The sequence below is a fragment of the Pigmentiphaga sp. GD03639 genome, assembly GCF_029845405.1.
Taxonomy (GTDB): Bacteria; Pseudomonadota; Gammaproteobacteria; order Burkholderiales; family Burkholderiaceae_B; genus Pigmentiphaga; species Pigmentiphaga daeguensis.
The window spans coordinates 193627-206741 of the sequence record NZ_JAOCLR010000006.1 but is presented as its reverse complement, the minus strand read 5'-3'; the positions used below and the strand labels follow the sequence as shown (position 1 = coordinate 206741).

The window sequence follows — 13115 nt, the reverse complement described above, 5'->3', positions numbered from 1 at the left end:
GTTACGGCCGAGCTCACCGCCACGCAGAAAAATGAGAGATACTCTCGCGCAACAACAAACGGGAGGTGGTCCATGAGCATCATGAAGGAGTTCCGCGATTTCGCGATGCGCGGCAACGTCGTCGACCTCGCGGTCGGTGTGATCATCGGCGCGGCGTTCGGCAAGATCGTCGACTCCCTGGTCAAAGACATCGTCATGCCGATCGTCAACGTCATCCTGGGCGGCAACGTCGATTTCAGCAACAAGTTCATCGTACTCCGGGCGCCGGCCGACTACACCGGCCCGCAGACCTACGACGCCCTCAGCAAGGCCGGCGCCACCCTGCTCGGGTGGGGCAATTTCCTGACTATTCTGATCAACTTCGTGCTGCTGGCCTTCGTCATCTTCTGGATGGTCAAGGCCATGAACCGCGCCCAGGCCCGCTTCACCAAGGAAGCCCCGCCGCCGGCGCCCGCGCCGACCCCGGAAGACGTCGAACTGTTGCGCGAAATCCGCGACCTGCTGAAGAGGTAGGCCCCCCCCCTACGCCCTGCGGGCGCCCCCCAGGGGGCGATGCGGGTGGACCGGCGGAGCCGGATCCACCGCATCCTGGGTCTAGTACCCAATTCTTGGGTTGCGGCACCGATGCTATCGCTGGCTGCCAGCGATAGCATCGGTGATTCAGCCCAAGATCGTTTCCCTAGACCCAGGAAACCGCGGAGCTGGCTTTGCCAGTCCGCCAGTTTCGCCCCCTTTAGGGGGCCCGCGTCAGCGGGTAGGGGGTGGGCTTCCCCTCAGACCGGGTTGTCGATGTCGATGAAATCCACCCGGATGCCGAAGCGGTCGGCGATGGCGCGGCCCAGGGCCTGGACGCCGTAGCGTTCGGTGGCGTGGTGGCCGGCGGCCAGGAAGGCGGTGCCGGTTTCGCGGGCGAGGTGGACGGTGGGTTCGGAGATCTCGCCGGTGATGTAGGTCTGGGCGCCGGCGTCGATGGCGTCCTGGAGCATGCCCTGGGCCGCGCCGGTGCACCAGGCGATGCGGCCCGCGGGACGGGAGGGGTCGCCGATCAGCATGGGTTCGCGCTGCAGGCGCTGCGCGATGCGGGCCGCCAGGTCGCCCACCGTGGCCAGGCCGGGGGCCTGGCCCAGCCAGATCAGGCCGTCATGGCCGGCGGTCTGGGGCACGCCCTCCACGAAGTGGGGGGCCAGGCCCAGCACCTCGGCCAGTTGTGCGTTGTTGCCCCACCGGGGGTGGGCATCCAGGGGCAGGTGGTAGGCGAACAGGTTCAGGTCATGGCCCAGGACCAGCGACAGGCGGGTGCGGCGGGTGCCCCGCACGCGGGGGTCCTCGTTCTTCCAGAACCAGCCGTGGTGGACCAGCAGGCCGTCCGCCCCGGCGGCGATGGCATGCCGAATGGCGGCCTCGGATGCGGTGACGGCGGCGATAATATGCCGGACCACGGGCCGTCCCTCGACCTGCAATCCGTTCGGACAGTAGTCGCGGAAGCGGGCGACCTGCAGTTCGGCGGCCAGCCAGGACGCGAGTTCCTCGGCGCTGACGCCGCCCGCGCCCCCCGCTGGTGCATGGGTTTGCGCTGAGGCCCGCTCGCCTGCGATCATTGTCAATCTCCTAAGCTAGGGAAAAGTATTTTGCACATGCGCCGACTATGGCTGATCTTTGCCCAGACCACCACCGTCTGTCTGGCCATTTTATTCATCGTCGCCACCCTGCGCCCCGAATGGCTGCCACGCCGCGGGGGCCCGGGCAGCAATAACGCCATCGTCGTCCCGTTCTTCGAGGCCTCGCCCTCGCCGACCGGCGAAGGCGGCGCGACCGCGTCCTATGCGGCGGCCACCCACAAGGCGGCGCCGGCCGTGGTGAACATCTTCACCAGCAAGGACACGCCCCAGCAGCCTGCCTATCCGTTCTCCGACGATCCGGTATTCCGGCGTTTCTTCGGCGAACCCGACACCAACCCCGAACCGGTCTCCAGCCTGGGATCGGGCGTCATCGTCAGCCCGGAAGGCTACATCCTGACCAACAACCATGTGATCGAGGCGGCGGACGAGATCGAAGTGGCGCTGGCCGATGGCCGCAAGGGCAAGGCCACCCTGGTCGGGTCCGATCCCGAGACCGACCTGGCGGTACTGAAGCTGGCGCTGCCCAACCTGCCCTCGGTCACCTTCGGCCGGGCCGAGGATCTCCAGGTGGGCGACGTGGTGCTGGCCATCGGCAACCCGTTCGGCGTGGGCCAGACCACGACCATGGGCATCGTCTCGGCGCTGGGCCGCACCCACCTGGGCATCAACACCTTCGAGAACTTCATCCAGACCGACGCCGCCATCAACCCCGGCAATTCCGGGGGCGCGCTGATCGACGCCCAGGGCAACCTGGTCGGCATCAACACCGCCATCTATTCCCGCTCGGGCGGCTCGCTGGGCATAGGCTTCGCGATCCCGGTCAGCACGGCGCGCCAGGTGATGGAGCAACTGATCACGACCGGCACGGTCACGCGGGGCTACATCGGCGTCGAGCCGCAGGACCTGACGGCCGAGCTGGCCGACGCCTTCAAGCTGTCGCGCAAGGAAGGCGTCATCATCGCCGGCGTGGTGCGCGGCGGGCCGGCGGCCAAGGCCGGCATACGCACGGGCGACATCGTGGTATCGGTCGCGGGCAAGGCCATCCTGGACACCACCACGATGCTGAACGCCATCGCCCAGTTGCCGCCGGGCGAGAAGGTGTCCATCAAGATCGTCCGTGGCGGACAGGAAATGGAAGCCAGCGTGACCATCGGCACGCGGCCCAAGCCCAGGCGCGAGGCCCAGCAACCCTGACGCCGGCCCGGACCTACTTGCGGCCCAGGCCCAGGTAGCTCTCGACCACGCGCGGATCGTCCGCCAGCTCGCGGGCCGGGCCGGCCAGCACCACCTGGCCGGTCTCCAGCACATAGGCGTAGTCGGCCGTCTGCAAGGCCGCGCGCGCGTTCTGCTCGACCAGCAGGATGGCCACGCCGCGGCGCCGCAGTTCGGCGATGATGAGGAAGATTTCCTTGACGATGCGCGGCGCGAGCCCCAGCGATGGCTCGTCCAGCAGCAGCAGGCGGGGCTTGGCCATGAGGGCGCGCCCCAGGGCCAGCATCTGGCGCTCGCCGCCGGACAGGGTGGCAGCCAGCTGGCGGCGGCGTTCCTTGAGCCGGGGGAAGAGCCCGTAGACTTCCTCCATCGACGCGGCCTGGTCGCGATGGCCCGAGCGATAGCGCTGGAAAGCGCCCAGCAGCAGATTGTCCTCGACGCTCATCTCGCCGAACAGTTCGCGTTTCTCGGGCACGAGGTTCAGGCCGGCGGCGACCATCTGCTCGATGTCCACGCGGCGCTGTGGACGGCCCTCCAGGCTGATGGCACCACGCGCCGGCAGCAGTCCCATGATGGCCGACAGCAAGGTGGTCTTGCCCGCGCCGTTGGGGCCGATCACCGTCACGATGGTGCCCGCCGGCACCGCCAGGTCTATGCCATGCAGCGCCTCGACCTTGCCGTAGGACACCGACAGGCCCGAGACCTCGAGCAGCGGCGCGGCCATTGCCGCCGACCCCGTCATTCCACACCTCCCAGATACGCTTCCAGCACGCGCGGATCGCGCTGCACGTCCTCGGGCAAGCCCTCGGCGATCTTCTCTCCGAACTCCATCACCACCACGCGGTCGGCCAGGCCCATGACGAAATCCATGTCGTGCTCGACCAGCAGGATGGCCATGCCTTCGGAGCGCAGCGCCTTCAGGGTGTCGGACAGGGCCTGCTTCTCGAGGTAGCGCAGGCCGGCCGCCGGCTCGTCCAGCAACAGCAGGCAGGGATCGGCGCACAGCGCGCGGGCGATCTCCAGCATGCGCTGCTTGCCCAGCGGCAACGAACCGGCCGCCACGTGCAGGGCGTCGCCCAGCCCCACGCGCCGGGCCTGCCGCGCCGCCTCGGCCAACAGGCGCGCCTCCTCGCGGCGTTCCAGGTGCAGGCCGCCCAGCACCAGGCCCGACAGCAGGCCCGGACGCTCCCGCAAGTGGGCGCCCAGCGCGATGTTCTCGATCACGGTCATCTGCGGCAGCAGGCGCACGTGCTGGAACGTGCGGCCCATGCCCAGCGCGGCGATCTCGCGCGAGGGCCGGCCGGTCACGTCCCGTCCGCGGAAAACCACCTTCCCCGAGGAAGGGTCGTCCACGCCGGACAGCAGGTTGAACATGGTGCTCTTGCCGGCGCCGTTGGGGCCGATCAGGGCCAGCACCCCGCCGGCCGGAACGGTGAAACTGATGTCGTTGTTGGCCACCAGCCCGCCGAACCGCTTGGTCAGACCCCGGGCTTCCAGCACGACCTCGCCGTGCGCCGGCTGCGCGCGCCGGGCCAGCCGCGGCGCCCCCTCGTCCACGGCGCGGCGCGCCTCGGCCAGCGGCAGGCAACGCCGGGCCAGGCGGACGATCACGGGCCAGAGCCCGTCCGGCGCGCGCTGCAAGGCGACCACGAGCAGGATGCCGAAGACGATGCTCTCGAAATTGCCCGAGGCGCCCAGGAGGCCGGGCAGCAGGTCCTGCAGCCATTGCTTGAGCATGGTGACCAGGCCGGCGCCGACCAGCGCGCCCCACACCTGCCCTGCTCCGCCGATGACGGCCATGAACAGGTATTCGATGCCGATATGCAGGCCGAAAGGCGTGGGATTCACGAAGCGCTGCATGTGCGCATACAGCCAGCCCGAGACGCATGCCAGCAGGGCCGCGATCATGAAGATCGCGATGCGCGAGCGGGCGGTGTTCACCCCCATCGACTCGGCCATCACCATGCCGCCCTTCAACGCCCGGATGGCCCGTCCCTCGCGCGAATCGAGCAGGTTGCTGACCAGCAGCATGGCCAGCAGCAGGATCGCCCAGATCAGCCAGAACAGGTGCCGGCCCTTGGACAGGTCCAGCCCGAGGATCGAAATGGGCGGCAGGCCGGACAGCCCGGTATGGCCCCCCAGAAAATCCAGCGTCCCGAACAGGAAGTACAGGCTCAGCCCCCAGGCGATGGTGCCCAGCGGCAGATAGTGCCCGGACAGGCGCAGCGCGATCGCGCCCAGCACCCACGCGGCCACCGCGGTGACCACCAGGCCGGCCAGCAACCCCAACCAGGGCGAGCCGCCCAGCCACGCGAAGGCTGGCGGCAGCGTGGCGATGGATAGCCAGGCACTGGTGTAGGCGCCCAGGCCGACGAAGGCCGCCTGGCCGAAAGAAGTCACCCCGCCCACGCCGGTCAGCAGCACCAGCCCCAGCGCCACCAGCGCGTACAAGCCGATGTAGTTCAGCAGCGTGACGGTGAACTCGGACATCCCGAACACGGCGGCGACGAGCAGGACAAGGCCGGCGCCGACGAACCAGATGGGGCGCAGCCGCATCATTCTTCCTCCACGTGACGCGAGGCGAGCGAGCGCCAGATCAGCACCGGGATGATCAGCGTGAACACGATGACTTCCTTGTAGGCGCTGGCCGCGAACGACGAAAAGGCCTCCAGCAGGCCCACCAGCACCGCGCCGGCGGCGGCCAGCGGATAGCTGGCGAGGCCGGCGATGATGGCGGCGACGAAGCCCTTCAAGCCGATCAAAAAGCCGGTGTCGTAGTAGATGGTCGTGATGGGCGCGATGAGGATGCCCGAGAACGCTCCGATCAAGGCGCACAGCGTGAAGCAGAGCTTGCCGGCCAGGCTGGTCGGAATGCCCATCAGGCGGGCGCCGACCCGGTTCACCGCCGTGGCGCGCAGGGCCTTGCCATACAGCGTCCGGCCGAACAGCACGGTCAGCGCCAGGATGAGGGCGATCGACGAACCGATCACCCACAGCGTCTGGGCCGAGACCGGAATGCCACCCAGCTCGATGCCGCCATCGGTGAACGGCGAAGTGCGCGCTCCTTCGGCGCCGAAGAACAGCAGCCCCAGCCCCACCATGGCCACGTGCACCGCCACCGAGACGATCAGCAGCACCAGGACGCTGCTCTCGGCCACCGGCTGGAAGGCCAGGCGCCAGACCATGGGGCCCATCGGCACCACCACCAGCAGCGCGAACAGGATCTGCACGGCCAGCGGCATTTGCTGGAAATCGACGAAACGCGCGGCGGCGAAGATCAATGCGGGATAGAGCAGGTTCCAGCCGGCGGCCCGCGGAACGGCACGCCAGTCCTGGCGCCGCCACGCGGTCCACAGCTCCACCAGCATGACGGCGCACCCGCCCATGGCCAGCAGCCAGACCGTTCCCGGCAACTGGCCGGCCTGCAAGCCCGCCAGGGTCAGGGCCCCCCAGGCGACGAACTCGCCCTGGGGAATGAAGATCACGCGCGTGACCGTGAAGGCCAGCACCAGCGCCATCCCCAGCAACGCATAGATGGCGCCGTTGACGACACCGTCCTGGATCAGGAAAAGGGCGATCTGTAAATCCATGTCAGCTCCGGCAGGGCCGGAGATCCGCCCTGGTCCACCAGAAAATTACTTGATCAGCTTCCAGCCACCGTTTTCGATCACGACCATGACGCGGGAACGGTTGTCCAGGCCGACGTGGTCCGTGGGGCTCATGTTGAATACCCCGTGCGCGCCCGCCACGTTCTTGACGTTCTCCAGCGCGTCGCGCAGGGCCGCGCGGAACTCCGGCGTGCCCGGCTGCGCCTTCTTCAGGGCGACGGGGACGGCCGCCTCGATCAGCTTGCCGGCATCCCAGGCGTGGGCGCCGAAGGTGGACACCGAGCCCTTGCCGTAGGTCGCCTCGTACTTCTGCACGTACTCGGTGGCCGAGGCCTTGACCGGATTGTCCGCCGGCAACTGGGCCGACACCAGCACCGGACCCGCGGGCAGGAAGGTGCCTTCGATGTCCTTGCCGCCCACGCGCAGGAAGTCGTTGTTGGCCACGCCGTGGGTCTGGTAGTACGTGCCGCGGTAGCCGCGCTCCTTCAGCGTCTTCTGGGGCAGCGCGGCAGGGGTGCCGGCACCGGCGATCAGCACGGCGTCGGGCTTGGCGGCGATCATCTTCAGCACCTGGCCGGTCACCGACGTATCGGTACGGTTATAGCGCTCGTTGGTCAGCACCTTGATGCCGGCGGCCTGGGCCGCCTTCGAGAATTCCTGGTACCAGCCCTCGCCGTAGGCGTCCGCGAAGCCGATGAAGGCCACCGACTTGATCTTCTGGCCCTGCATGTGCTCGACGATGGCCTTGGCCATCTCGGCATCGTTCTGGGGCGTCTTGAAGGCCCAGCGCTTCTTGACGTCCTGGGGTTCGACGATGACGGCCGAGGCGGCCATGGACACCACCGGGGTACCGGTTTCGGCGGCAACGTCGACCATTGCCAGCGAGTTCGGCGTGATGGTCGAACCGACCATCACGTCGACCTTGTCCTCGGTCACGAAACGGCGGGCGTTCTTGACCGCCGTCGTGGTGTCGCTGGCGTCGTCCAGCACGATGTAGTTGACCTTCTGGCCCGCGATGGTCTTGGGCATCAGGGCGAAGGTGTTCTTCTCGGGAATGCCGAGCGAGGCGGCCGGGCCCGTGGCCGAGACGTTGACGCCCACGGTGATGTCGGCCTGCGCGGCGGCGGCGAAAACGCCAAGGCCCACGGCCAGGGCCAGTTTGTTCAAGGAAAACATGAAGGTCCCCATTGTGCTTGTTCTGGAACCGAACCCCCGCCCCGGCCGCGCGGGCGGCACCGGGGCACGGCGGGTTCAGACTTTCTCGATGGCGGTCGAATCCGATTCCCGGCTCTTGACGAAGCGGGCCGCCACCAGGCCCAGTTCGTAGAGCACGCATAAAGGTACCGCCAACAAGAACTGGCTGACAACATCCGGCGGCGTGACGACGGCCGCCAGCACGAACGCGCCGACGACGACGTAGCCGCGCGCCGCGGACAGCTTGGCCACCGTGGTCACCCCGGTCTTGACCAGCAGCACCACCGCCACCGGCACCTCGAAGGTCAGGCCGAAGGCCAGGAACATCGTCATGACGAAGTTCAGGTAGGCCTCGATGTCAGGCGCCGGCGTGATCGACTGCGGCGCGAAGGTGGCGATGAAGTGGAAAACGGTCTTGAAGACCACGAAATAGCAGAAGGCCATGCCGGACAGGAACAGCACGGTGCTGGACACGATCAGCGGCAGGGCCAGCCTCTTCTCGTGCTGGTAGAGGCCCGGCGCGACGAAGGCCCAGGCCTGGTACAGCACGAAGGGCAGCGCGAGCACGAAGGACGCCAGCAGCGTGACCTTGACCGGCACCATGAAGGGCGTGATGACGCCGGTGGCGATCATGCGCGTGCCGGGCGGCAGGGTCGCCAGCATGGGCTGGGCCAGCACGTCGTAGATCGCCGAGGCGCCGGGATAAAGGAACAGCACGATGAAGACGGCCACGACCGCGATGATGGCCTTCAGCAAGCGGTCGCGCAGCTCCACCAGGTGGGAGATGAAGCTGTCTTCCTGCGATACGTCTTTGTCAGTCACGTTCTTTCACGTACCGTCGAAGCCTCGGCCGGCTGGCCGGCGGCGGGTTGATCGGCGGACGACGGCAACAGGTCCGGCGGAAACAGCGAGCCCTGCGCGAGGTCCTGCTCGGACGGCGCTTCCTGGGCGGCGGCCGGTTCGGCCCCCTCCGGCTGCGCGGACGAGGCCGCCGGAGCGGCGGGCCCGGCGGCCGGTCCCGTGAAGGGCGCCTCGACCGCCGGAGCAGCTTGGGCGGCCGGCGCGTCGAGCGCGGACGCCTCGGCGGGGGCGGCCGGCTCCTGTGTCCCCGTCGCCGCATCCTTCACGTCGCGGGCGGCCCCCTCGACGGTCTGCTGGACCTCGTTGAGCCCCTTGTGCAGTTCCTCGACGTTGGTCTTGACCGTGGTCTCGAGCGAACGGGCCGCGTCTTCCATTTCCTTGCGCAGGTTGCGCAATTCCTCGAGCTCCATCTCGCGGCGGATGTCGCTCTTGACGTCGTTGACGTAGCGCTGCGCCCGGCCCAGCAGGTGGCCGATGGTACGCGCCACCTTGGGCAGCCGCTCGGGCCCGATGACGATGAGCGCCACCACGCCTATGGTGAGAAGCTCGGTAAAGCTGACGTCGAACATTCAGCGCCTATGGGAACACCCCCTACGCCCTGACGGGCGCCCCCTCAAGGGGGCGGCACTGGCGGACCGGCAGAGCCGGATCCGCGGTGCCCTGGAGTGGGTCGGTTATCTTGGCGCGGGGCGCCTTCGTGTTGATGATGGATCTGGAGGGGAAACCCCTGTCAGGTCCGTTCTTTTTCTTTGGCTTCCACGTCGATGGTGTCGGCGGAGACGCGCTTGGGGTCGGCGGACGTGGTTTCCGGGTTGGAGGCCGCGGCGTCGCCGCCTTCCTTCATCCCTTCCTTGAATCCCTTCACGGCGCCGCCCAGGTCTTGCCCGAGGTTCTTCAGTTTCTTGGTGCCGAAGATCAGAACCACGATCACCAGGACAACCAGCCAGTGCCAAATGCTAAAGCTACCCATTACATGCTCCACGCCTTGCGGCGGAAAATCGTCCAGTCAATAGAGGCGGAAATCGCCCGGCTCAGTCGCGCTTCCAGGGGCGGGGACCGCCTATCACGTGGTAGTGCAGGTGCGGCACTTCCTGTCCACCGTCCGCGCCGTTGTTGGCCATCAGACGGAATCCCCCTTCCGGGCCGGGGCGGCAGCCCTGTTCGAGCGCCAGGCGGGGAATCAGAACCTGCATTCTACCCAACAGCGGCACGTCGCTCGCGGCCACGTCCTGCAGCGATGGAACGTGCCGCTTGGGAATGACCAGGAAGTGTACCGGCGCGATGGGATTGATGTCGTGGAAGGCGAAGATCTCGTCGTCTTCGTAGACCTTGCGCGAGGGGATTTCCCCACGCGCGATCTTGCAGAAAATACAGTTGTCGCTCATCTCATTGTTTCGGGGCATTGCCGGCTCGGGCGGCTTTTTCATCCAAACCCGACAGGCCTTCGCGCCGCGCGAGCTCGGCGACGACCTGTTCGGGACGCAAACCGTAATACTCCAGCATGACGAGGCAATGAAACCAGAGATCGGCTGTCTCGTAAATGATCTTTTCCGGCACGCCGTCCTTGGCCGCCATCACGGTCTCGGTGGCTTCCTCGCCGATCTTCTTGAGGATGCCGTCGGGCCCCTTGCTGAGCAGGCGGGCCACGTAGGAGGTCTCGGGCGAGCCGCCCCGGTCTGGCCGGCGGCTGGCGATGGTGTCGGCCAGTTGCACCAGGAAATCGTTCATTTGTAGATGCTCTCCGGGTCCTTCAGCACCGGGTCGGTCTCGACCCAGTGCGCGCCGCCCTCGGTTTCCAGGCGGCGGTAGAAGCAGCGCTCGCGGCCGGTATGGCAGGCGATCCCGCCCACCTGTTCGACCCGCAGCAGCACCACGTCGCCGTCGCAGTCGAGCCGGATCTCGCGCACGCGCTGGACGTGGCCCGATTCCTCGCCCTTGCGCCAGAGACGGTTGCGCGAGCGCGACCAGTAGGTGGCGTTGCCGGTGCGCAGCGTCTCGCGCAGCGATTCGCGGTTCAGGAAGGCGAACATGATGACCTTGTCGGTCGTGGCGTCCTGCGCGATGCCGGGCACCAGGCCGTTGTCGTCGTAGACGATGGCGTCCAGCCAGGCTTCCTGGTCGGTGGAGAGAGTCCGGGGTGCGGTATCCATCAGTCGTCCAGCCTCATGCGTATGCCGCGGTCGGCCATGAAGCGCTTGGCCTCCTGCACCGTGTGTTGCCCGTAGTGGAAGATACTGGCGGCCAGCACCGCATCGGCATGGCCCTCGGTGATGCCGTCCGCCAGGTCCTTGAGCGAACCGACACCGCCGGAGGCGATGACGGGAATGGCCACGGCGTCGGACACCGCGCGCGTCAGCGCGAGGTCGAAGCCCGACCGGGTGCCGTCGCGGTCCATGCTGGTCAGCAGGATTTCGCCCGCGCCGTACTCGGCCATCTTGCGCGCCCATTGCACGGCATCCAGCCCGGTGGCGTTGCGCCCGCCATGCGTGAAGACTTCCCAGCGCGGCGCCTCGCCCTCGCCCGACACCCGCTTGGCGTCGATGGCGACCACGATGCACTGGGCGCCGTAGCGGCTGGAGGCCTCGCGCACCAGGTCGGGGTTGGTCACGGCCGAGGTATTGATGCCCACCTTGTCGGCGCCCGCGTTCAACAGCCGGCGCACATCCGCCACCTGCCGCACGCCGCCGCCCACGGTCAACGGAATGAACACCTGCGAGGCGACCTGTTCGATCACGGACAGGATGATGTCGCGCTGATCGCTCGACGCCGTGATGTCCAGGAACGTGATCTCGTCCGCGCCCTGGTCGTCATACCGGCGCGCGATCTCCACCGGATCCCCGGCATCGACCAGATTCACGAAATTGATTCCCTTGACCACGCGACCAGCAGTCACGTCCAGACAAGGGATAATACGACGCGTCAACATCACAGAATTCCAAAAACACACGTTGCCGGGCGCAGAATCCCTCCGCCCAACCACTACGATACGCCCATTCCCAAGAACGCAGCCCACCTTGGGCACCGCGGATCAGCGCGGTTGTTCCTCCAGGATGCGGTGGATCCGGCTCCGCCGGTCCACCCGCATCGCCCCCTGGGGGGCGCCCGTCAGGGCGTAGGGGGGGTACCTAGTTCATCGGCACGAGCCTGCGCCGCCTGGAAATCCAGCGTGCCCTCGTAGATGCTGCGGCCCAGGATGGCGCCTTCCACGCCTTCGTCCTCGACGGCGCAGAGCTGCTCGATATCGGTCAGGTTGGCGATGCCGCCCGAGGCGATGACCGGGATGCGCACGTGCTGGGCCAGCTTGACCGTGGCCTCGACGTTGACGCCCGACAGCATGCCGTCGCGGCCGATGTCGGTGTAGATGATGGACGAGCAGCCGTAGTCCTCGAACTTCTTGGCAAGGTCGGTCACGTCGTGGCCGGTCAGCTTGCTCCAGCCGTCGGTGGCCACCTTGCCGTCCTTGGCATCCAGGCCGACGATGATCTGGCCGGGGAAGGCACTGCACGCGTCATGCAGGAACCCGGGGTTCTTGACCGCGGCGGTGCCGATGATCACGTAGGAAATGCCGTTGTCCAGGTAGCGCTCGATGGTGTCGAGGTCGCGGATGCCGCCGCCGATCTGCACCGGGATGTCATCGCCCACGGCGTCGAGGATGGCCTTGATGGAGGCCTCGTTCTTGGGTTTTCCGGCCACGGCGCCGTTCAGGTCCACCAGGTGGAGGCGGCGCGCGCCCTGCTCCAGCCAGTGGGCGGCCATGGCGGCGGGCTCTTCGGAAAACACGGTGGCATCGTCGAGATCGCCCTGGCGCAGGCGGACACAACGACCGTCTTTGAGATCAATCGCGGGAATGAGGAGCATGGCGAATCAGGATGTCGTTCGAATCAGTGGCGCTAACTGGGCTGCGGGACGGAAAAAGGGGGCCTTGTCGGCTAACGGGACTCACGGGTTCCACCGCACGAAATTCTGGTAGATACGCAGGCCCGCCCCTGCGCTTTTCTCAGGGTGAAACTGAGTTGCGAAGATGTTATCTCTGGCTACCGCGCAGGTAAAGGCGACCCCGTAATCGGATTGACCGGCAATTACCCCTAGATCGGCGGGGGCCACATAGTAGCTGTGCACGAAGTAGAAATAGGTGTCGTCGGCCACGCCGTCCCACAGGGGATGGGACAAGGTCTGCCGCACGCGGTTCCAGCCCATGTGGGGCACCTTCAGCCGCTCGGGCCCCTGGAAGGCCGGGCCGGCGAAGCGCACGACCTGCCCTTCGAAGATGCCCAGGCCGTCGGCCGGCCCTTCCTCGCTGCGCTGGAACAGCATCTGCTCGCCCACGCACACGCCCAGCAGGGGCTTGCTGCGGGACGCCTCGACCACCGCCTCGCGCAGGCCGGTTTCCTCGAGGTAGCGCATGCAGTCGGGCATGGCGCCCTGCCCCGGGAACACGACCCGGTCGGCCGCGCGCACGCCAGCCGCATCGCTGCAGATGCGCACCTCGGCCTCGGGCGCGACGTGTTCCAGCGCCCGGGCGACCGAGCGCAGGTTGCCCATGCCGTAGTCGACGATGGCTATGCGCGTCATGTCAGCTCCGCCGGGCCGCCCCAAGGGGCTGACACGCCGCCCCGGGGGG

16 protein-coding genes are annotated in these 13115 nt (G+C 67.5%); 2 read left to right on the top strand and 14 right to left on the bottom strand.

Annotated elements, in window-relative coordinates:
* The first annotated feature begins 72 nt into the window (after positions 1–72).
* On the top strand, positions 73–513 hold the full coding sequence (mscL, locus tag N5K27_RS09020; RefSeq protein ID WP_087838596.1) for a large conductance mechanosensitive channel protein MscL: 441 nt from the start codon (positions 73–75) through the stop codon (positions 511–513).
* A gap of 260 nt (positions 514–773) precedes the next feature.
* Here the strand turns inward: mscL and N5K27_RS09015 are convergent, their stop codons facing one another.
* A complete protein-coding gene (locus tag N5K27_RS09015) occupies positions 774–1598 on the bottom strand; it encodes a Nif3-like dinuclear metal center hexameric protein (RefSeq protein WP_087838597.1) in 825 nt (274 codons plus the stop codon).
* A 36-nt stretch (positions 1599–1634) separates the two neighbouring features.
* Here N5K27_RS09015 and N5K27_RS09010 point away from each other — a divergent pair, with 36 nt between their 5' ends.
* On the top strand, positions 1635–2813 hold the full coding sequence (locus tag N5K27_RS09010; RefSeq protein WP_087838598.1) for a Do family serine endopeptidase: 1179 nt from the start codon (positions 1635–1637) through the stop codon (positions 2811–2813).
* Positions 2814–2826: 13 nt separating this feature from the next.
* Here N5K27_RS09010 and N5K27_RS09005 read toward each other — a convergent pair whose 3' ends face one another.
* The 13 genes from N5K27_RS09005 to hisH all read right to left on the bottom strand — a co-directional run bounded on the left by N5K27_RS09005 (position 2827) and on the right by hisH (position 13066).
* A complete protein-coding gene (locus tag N5K27_RS09005; protein WP_087838599.1) occupies positions 2827–3555 on the bottom strand; it encodes an ABC transporter ATP-binding protein in 729 nt (242 codons plus the stop codon).
* Between the two features lie 14 nt (positions 3556–3569).
* Positions 3570–5321 carry a branched-chain amino acid ABC transporter ATP-binding protein/permease gene (locus N5K27_RS09000; RefSeq protein ID WP_279815937.1) on the bottom strand — a complete coding sequence of 584 codons (1752 nt, stop codon included), beginning with the start codon at positions 5319–5321 and terminating at the stop codon, positions 3570–3572.
* A 65-nt stretch (positions 5322–5386) separates the two neighbouring features.
* On the bottom strand, positions 5387–6421 hold the full coding sequence (locus N5K27_RS08995) for a branched-chain amino acid ABC transporter permease (RefSeq protein ID WP_087838601.1): 1035 nt from the start codon (positions 6419–6421) through the stop codon (positions 5387–5389).
* A 45-nt stretch (positions 6422–6466) separates the two neighbouring features.
* On the bottom strand, positions 6467–7615 hold the full coding sequence (locus N5K27_RS08990; RefSeq protein WP_087838743.1) for an ABC transporter substrate-binding protein: 1149 nt from the start codon (positions 7613–7615) through the stop codon (positions 6467–6469).
* Between the two features lie 75 nt (positions 7616–7690).
* Positions 7691–8455: a twin-arginine translocase subunit TatC gene (tatC, locus tag N5K27_RS08985; RefSeq protein WP_087838602.1), complete on the bottom strand. Its 765-nt coding sequence runs from the start codon at positions 8453–8455 to the stop codon at positions 7691–7693.
* Positions 8452–9063 carry a Sec-independent protein translocase protein TatB gene (tatB, locus tag N5K27_RS08980; protein ID WP_087838603.1) on the bottom strand — a complete coding sequence of 204 codons (612 nt, stop codon included), beginning with the start codon at positions 9061–9063 and terminating at the stop codon, positions 8452–8454. Before tatB ends, tatC begins: the two co-directional genes overlap by 4 nt.
* A 161-nt stretch (positions 9064–9224) precedes the next feature.
* On the bottom strand, positions 9225–9464 hold the full coding sequence (gene tatA, locus N5K27_RS08975) for a Sec-independent protein translocase subunit TatA (RefSeq protein WP_087838604.1): 240 nt from the start codon (positions 9462–9464) through the stop codon (positions 9225–9227).
* 61 nt (positions 9465–9525) lie between these two features.
* Complete coding sequence (locus N5K27_RS08970) at positions 9526–9879, bottom strand: histidine triad nucleotide-binding protein (protein ID WP_087838605.1); 354 nt, start codon at positions 9877–9879, stop codon at positions 9526–9528.
* A 1-nt stretch (position 9880) separates the two neighbouring features.
* Positions 9881–10222 (bottom strand): phosphoribosyl-ATP diphosphatase, encoded by a 342-nt coding sequence (locus tag N5K27_RS08965; RefSeq protein ID WP_087838606.1) that lies wholly within the window; start codon positions 10220–10222, stop codon positions 9881–9883.
* Positions 10219–10644, bottom strand: a complete 426-nt coding sequence (gene hisI / locus N5K27_RS08960; RefSeq protein WP_087838607.1) for a phosphoribosyl-AMP cyclohydrolase — start codon at positions 10642–10644, stop codon at positions 10219–10221. Before hisI ends, N5K27_RS08965 begins: the two co-directional genes overlap by 4 nt.
* Positions 10644–11423: an imidazole glycerol phosphate synthase subunit HisF gene (gene hisF, locus N5K27_RS08955; RefSeq protein WP_087838608.1), complete on the bottom strand. Its 780-nt coding sequence runs from the start codon at positions 11421–11423 to the stop codon at positions 10644–10646. Before hisF ends, hisI begins: the two co-directional genes overlap by 1 nt.
* A gap of 176 nt (positions 11424–11599) precedes the next feature.
* Complete coding sequence (gene hisA / locus N5K27_RS08950; protein ID WP_087838609.1) at positions 11600–12352, bottom strand: 1-(5-phosphoribosyl)-5-[(5-phosphoribosylamino)methylideneamino]imidazole-4-carboxamide isomerase; 753 nt, start codon at positions 12350–12352, stop codon at positions 11600–11602.
* A gap of 81 nt (positions 12353–12433) precedes the next feature.
* Positions 12434–13066 (bottom strand): imidazole glycerol phosphate synthase subunit HisH, encoded by a 633-nt coding sequence (gene hisH, locus N5K27_RS08945; RefSeq protein ID WP_087838610.1) that lies wholly within the window; start codon positions 13064–13066, stop codon positions 12434–12436.
* Positions 13067–13115 lie beyond the last annotated feature (49 nt).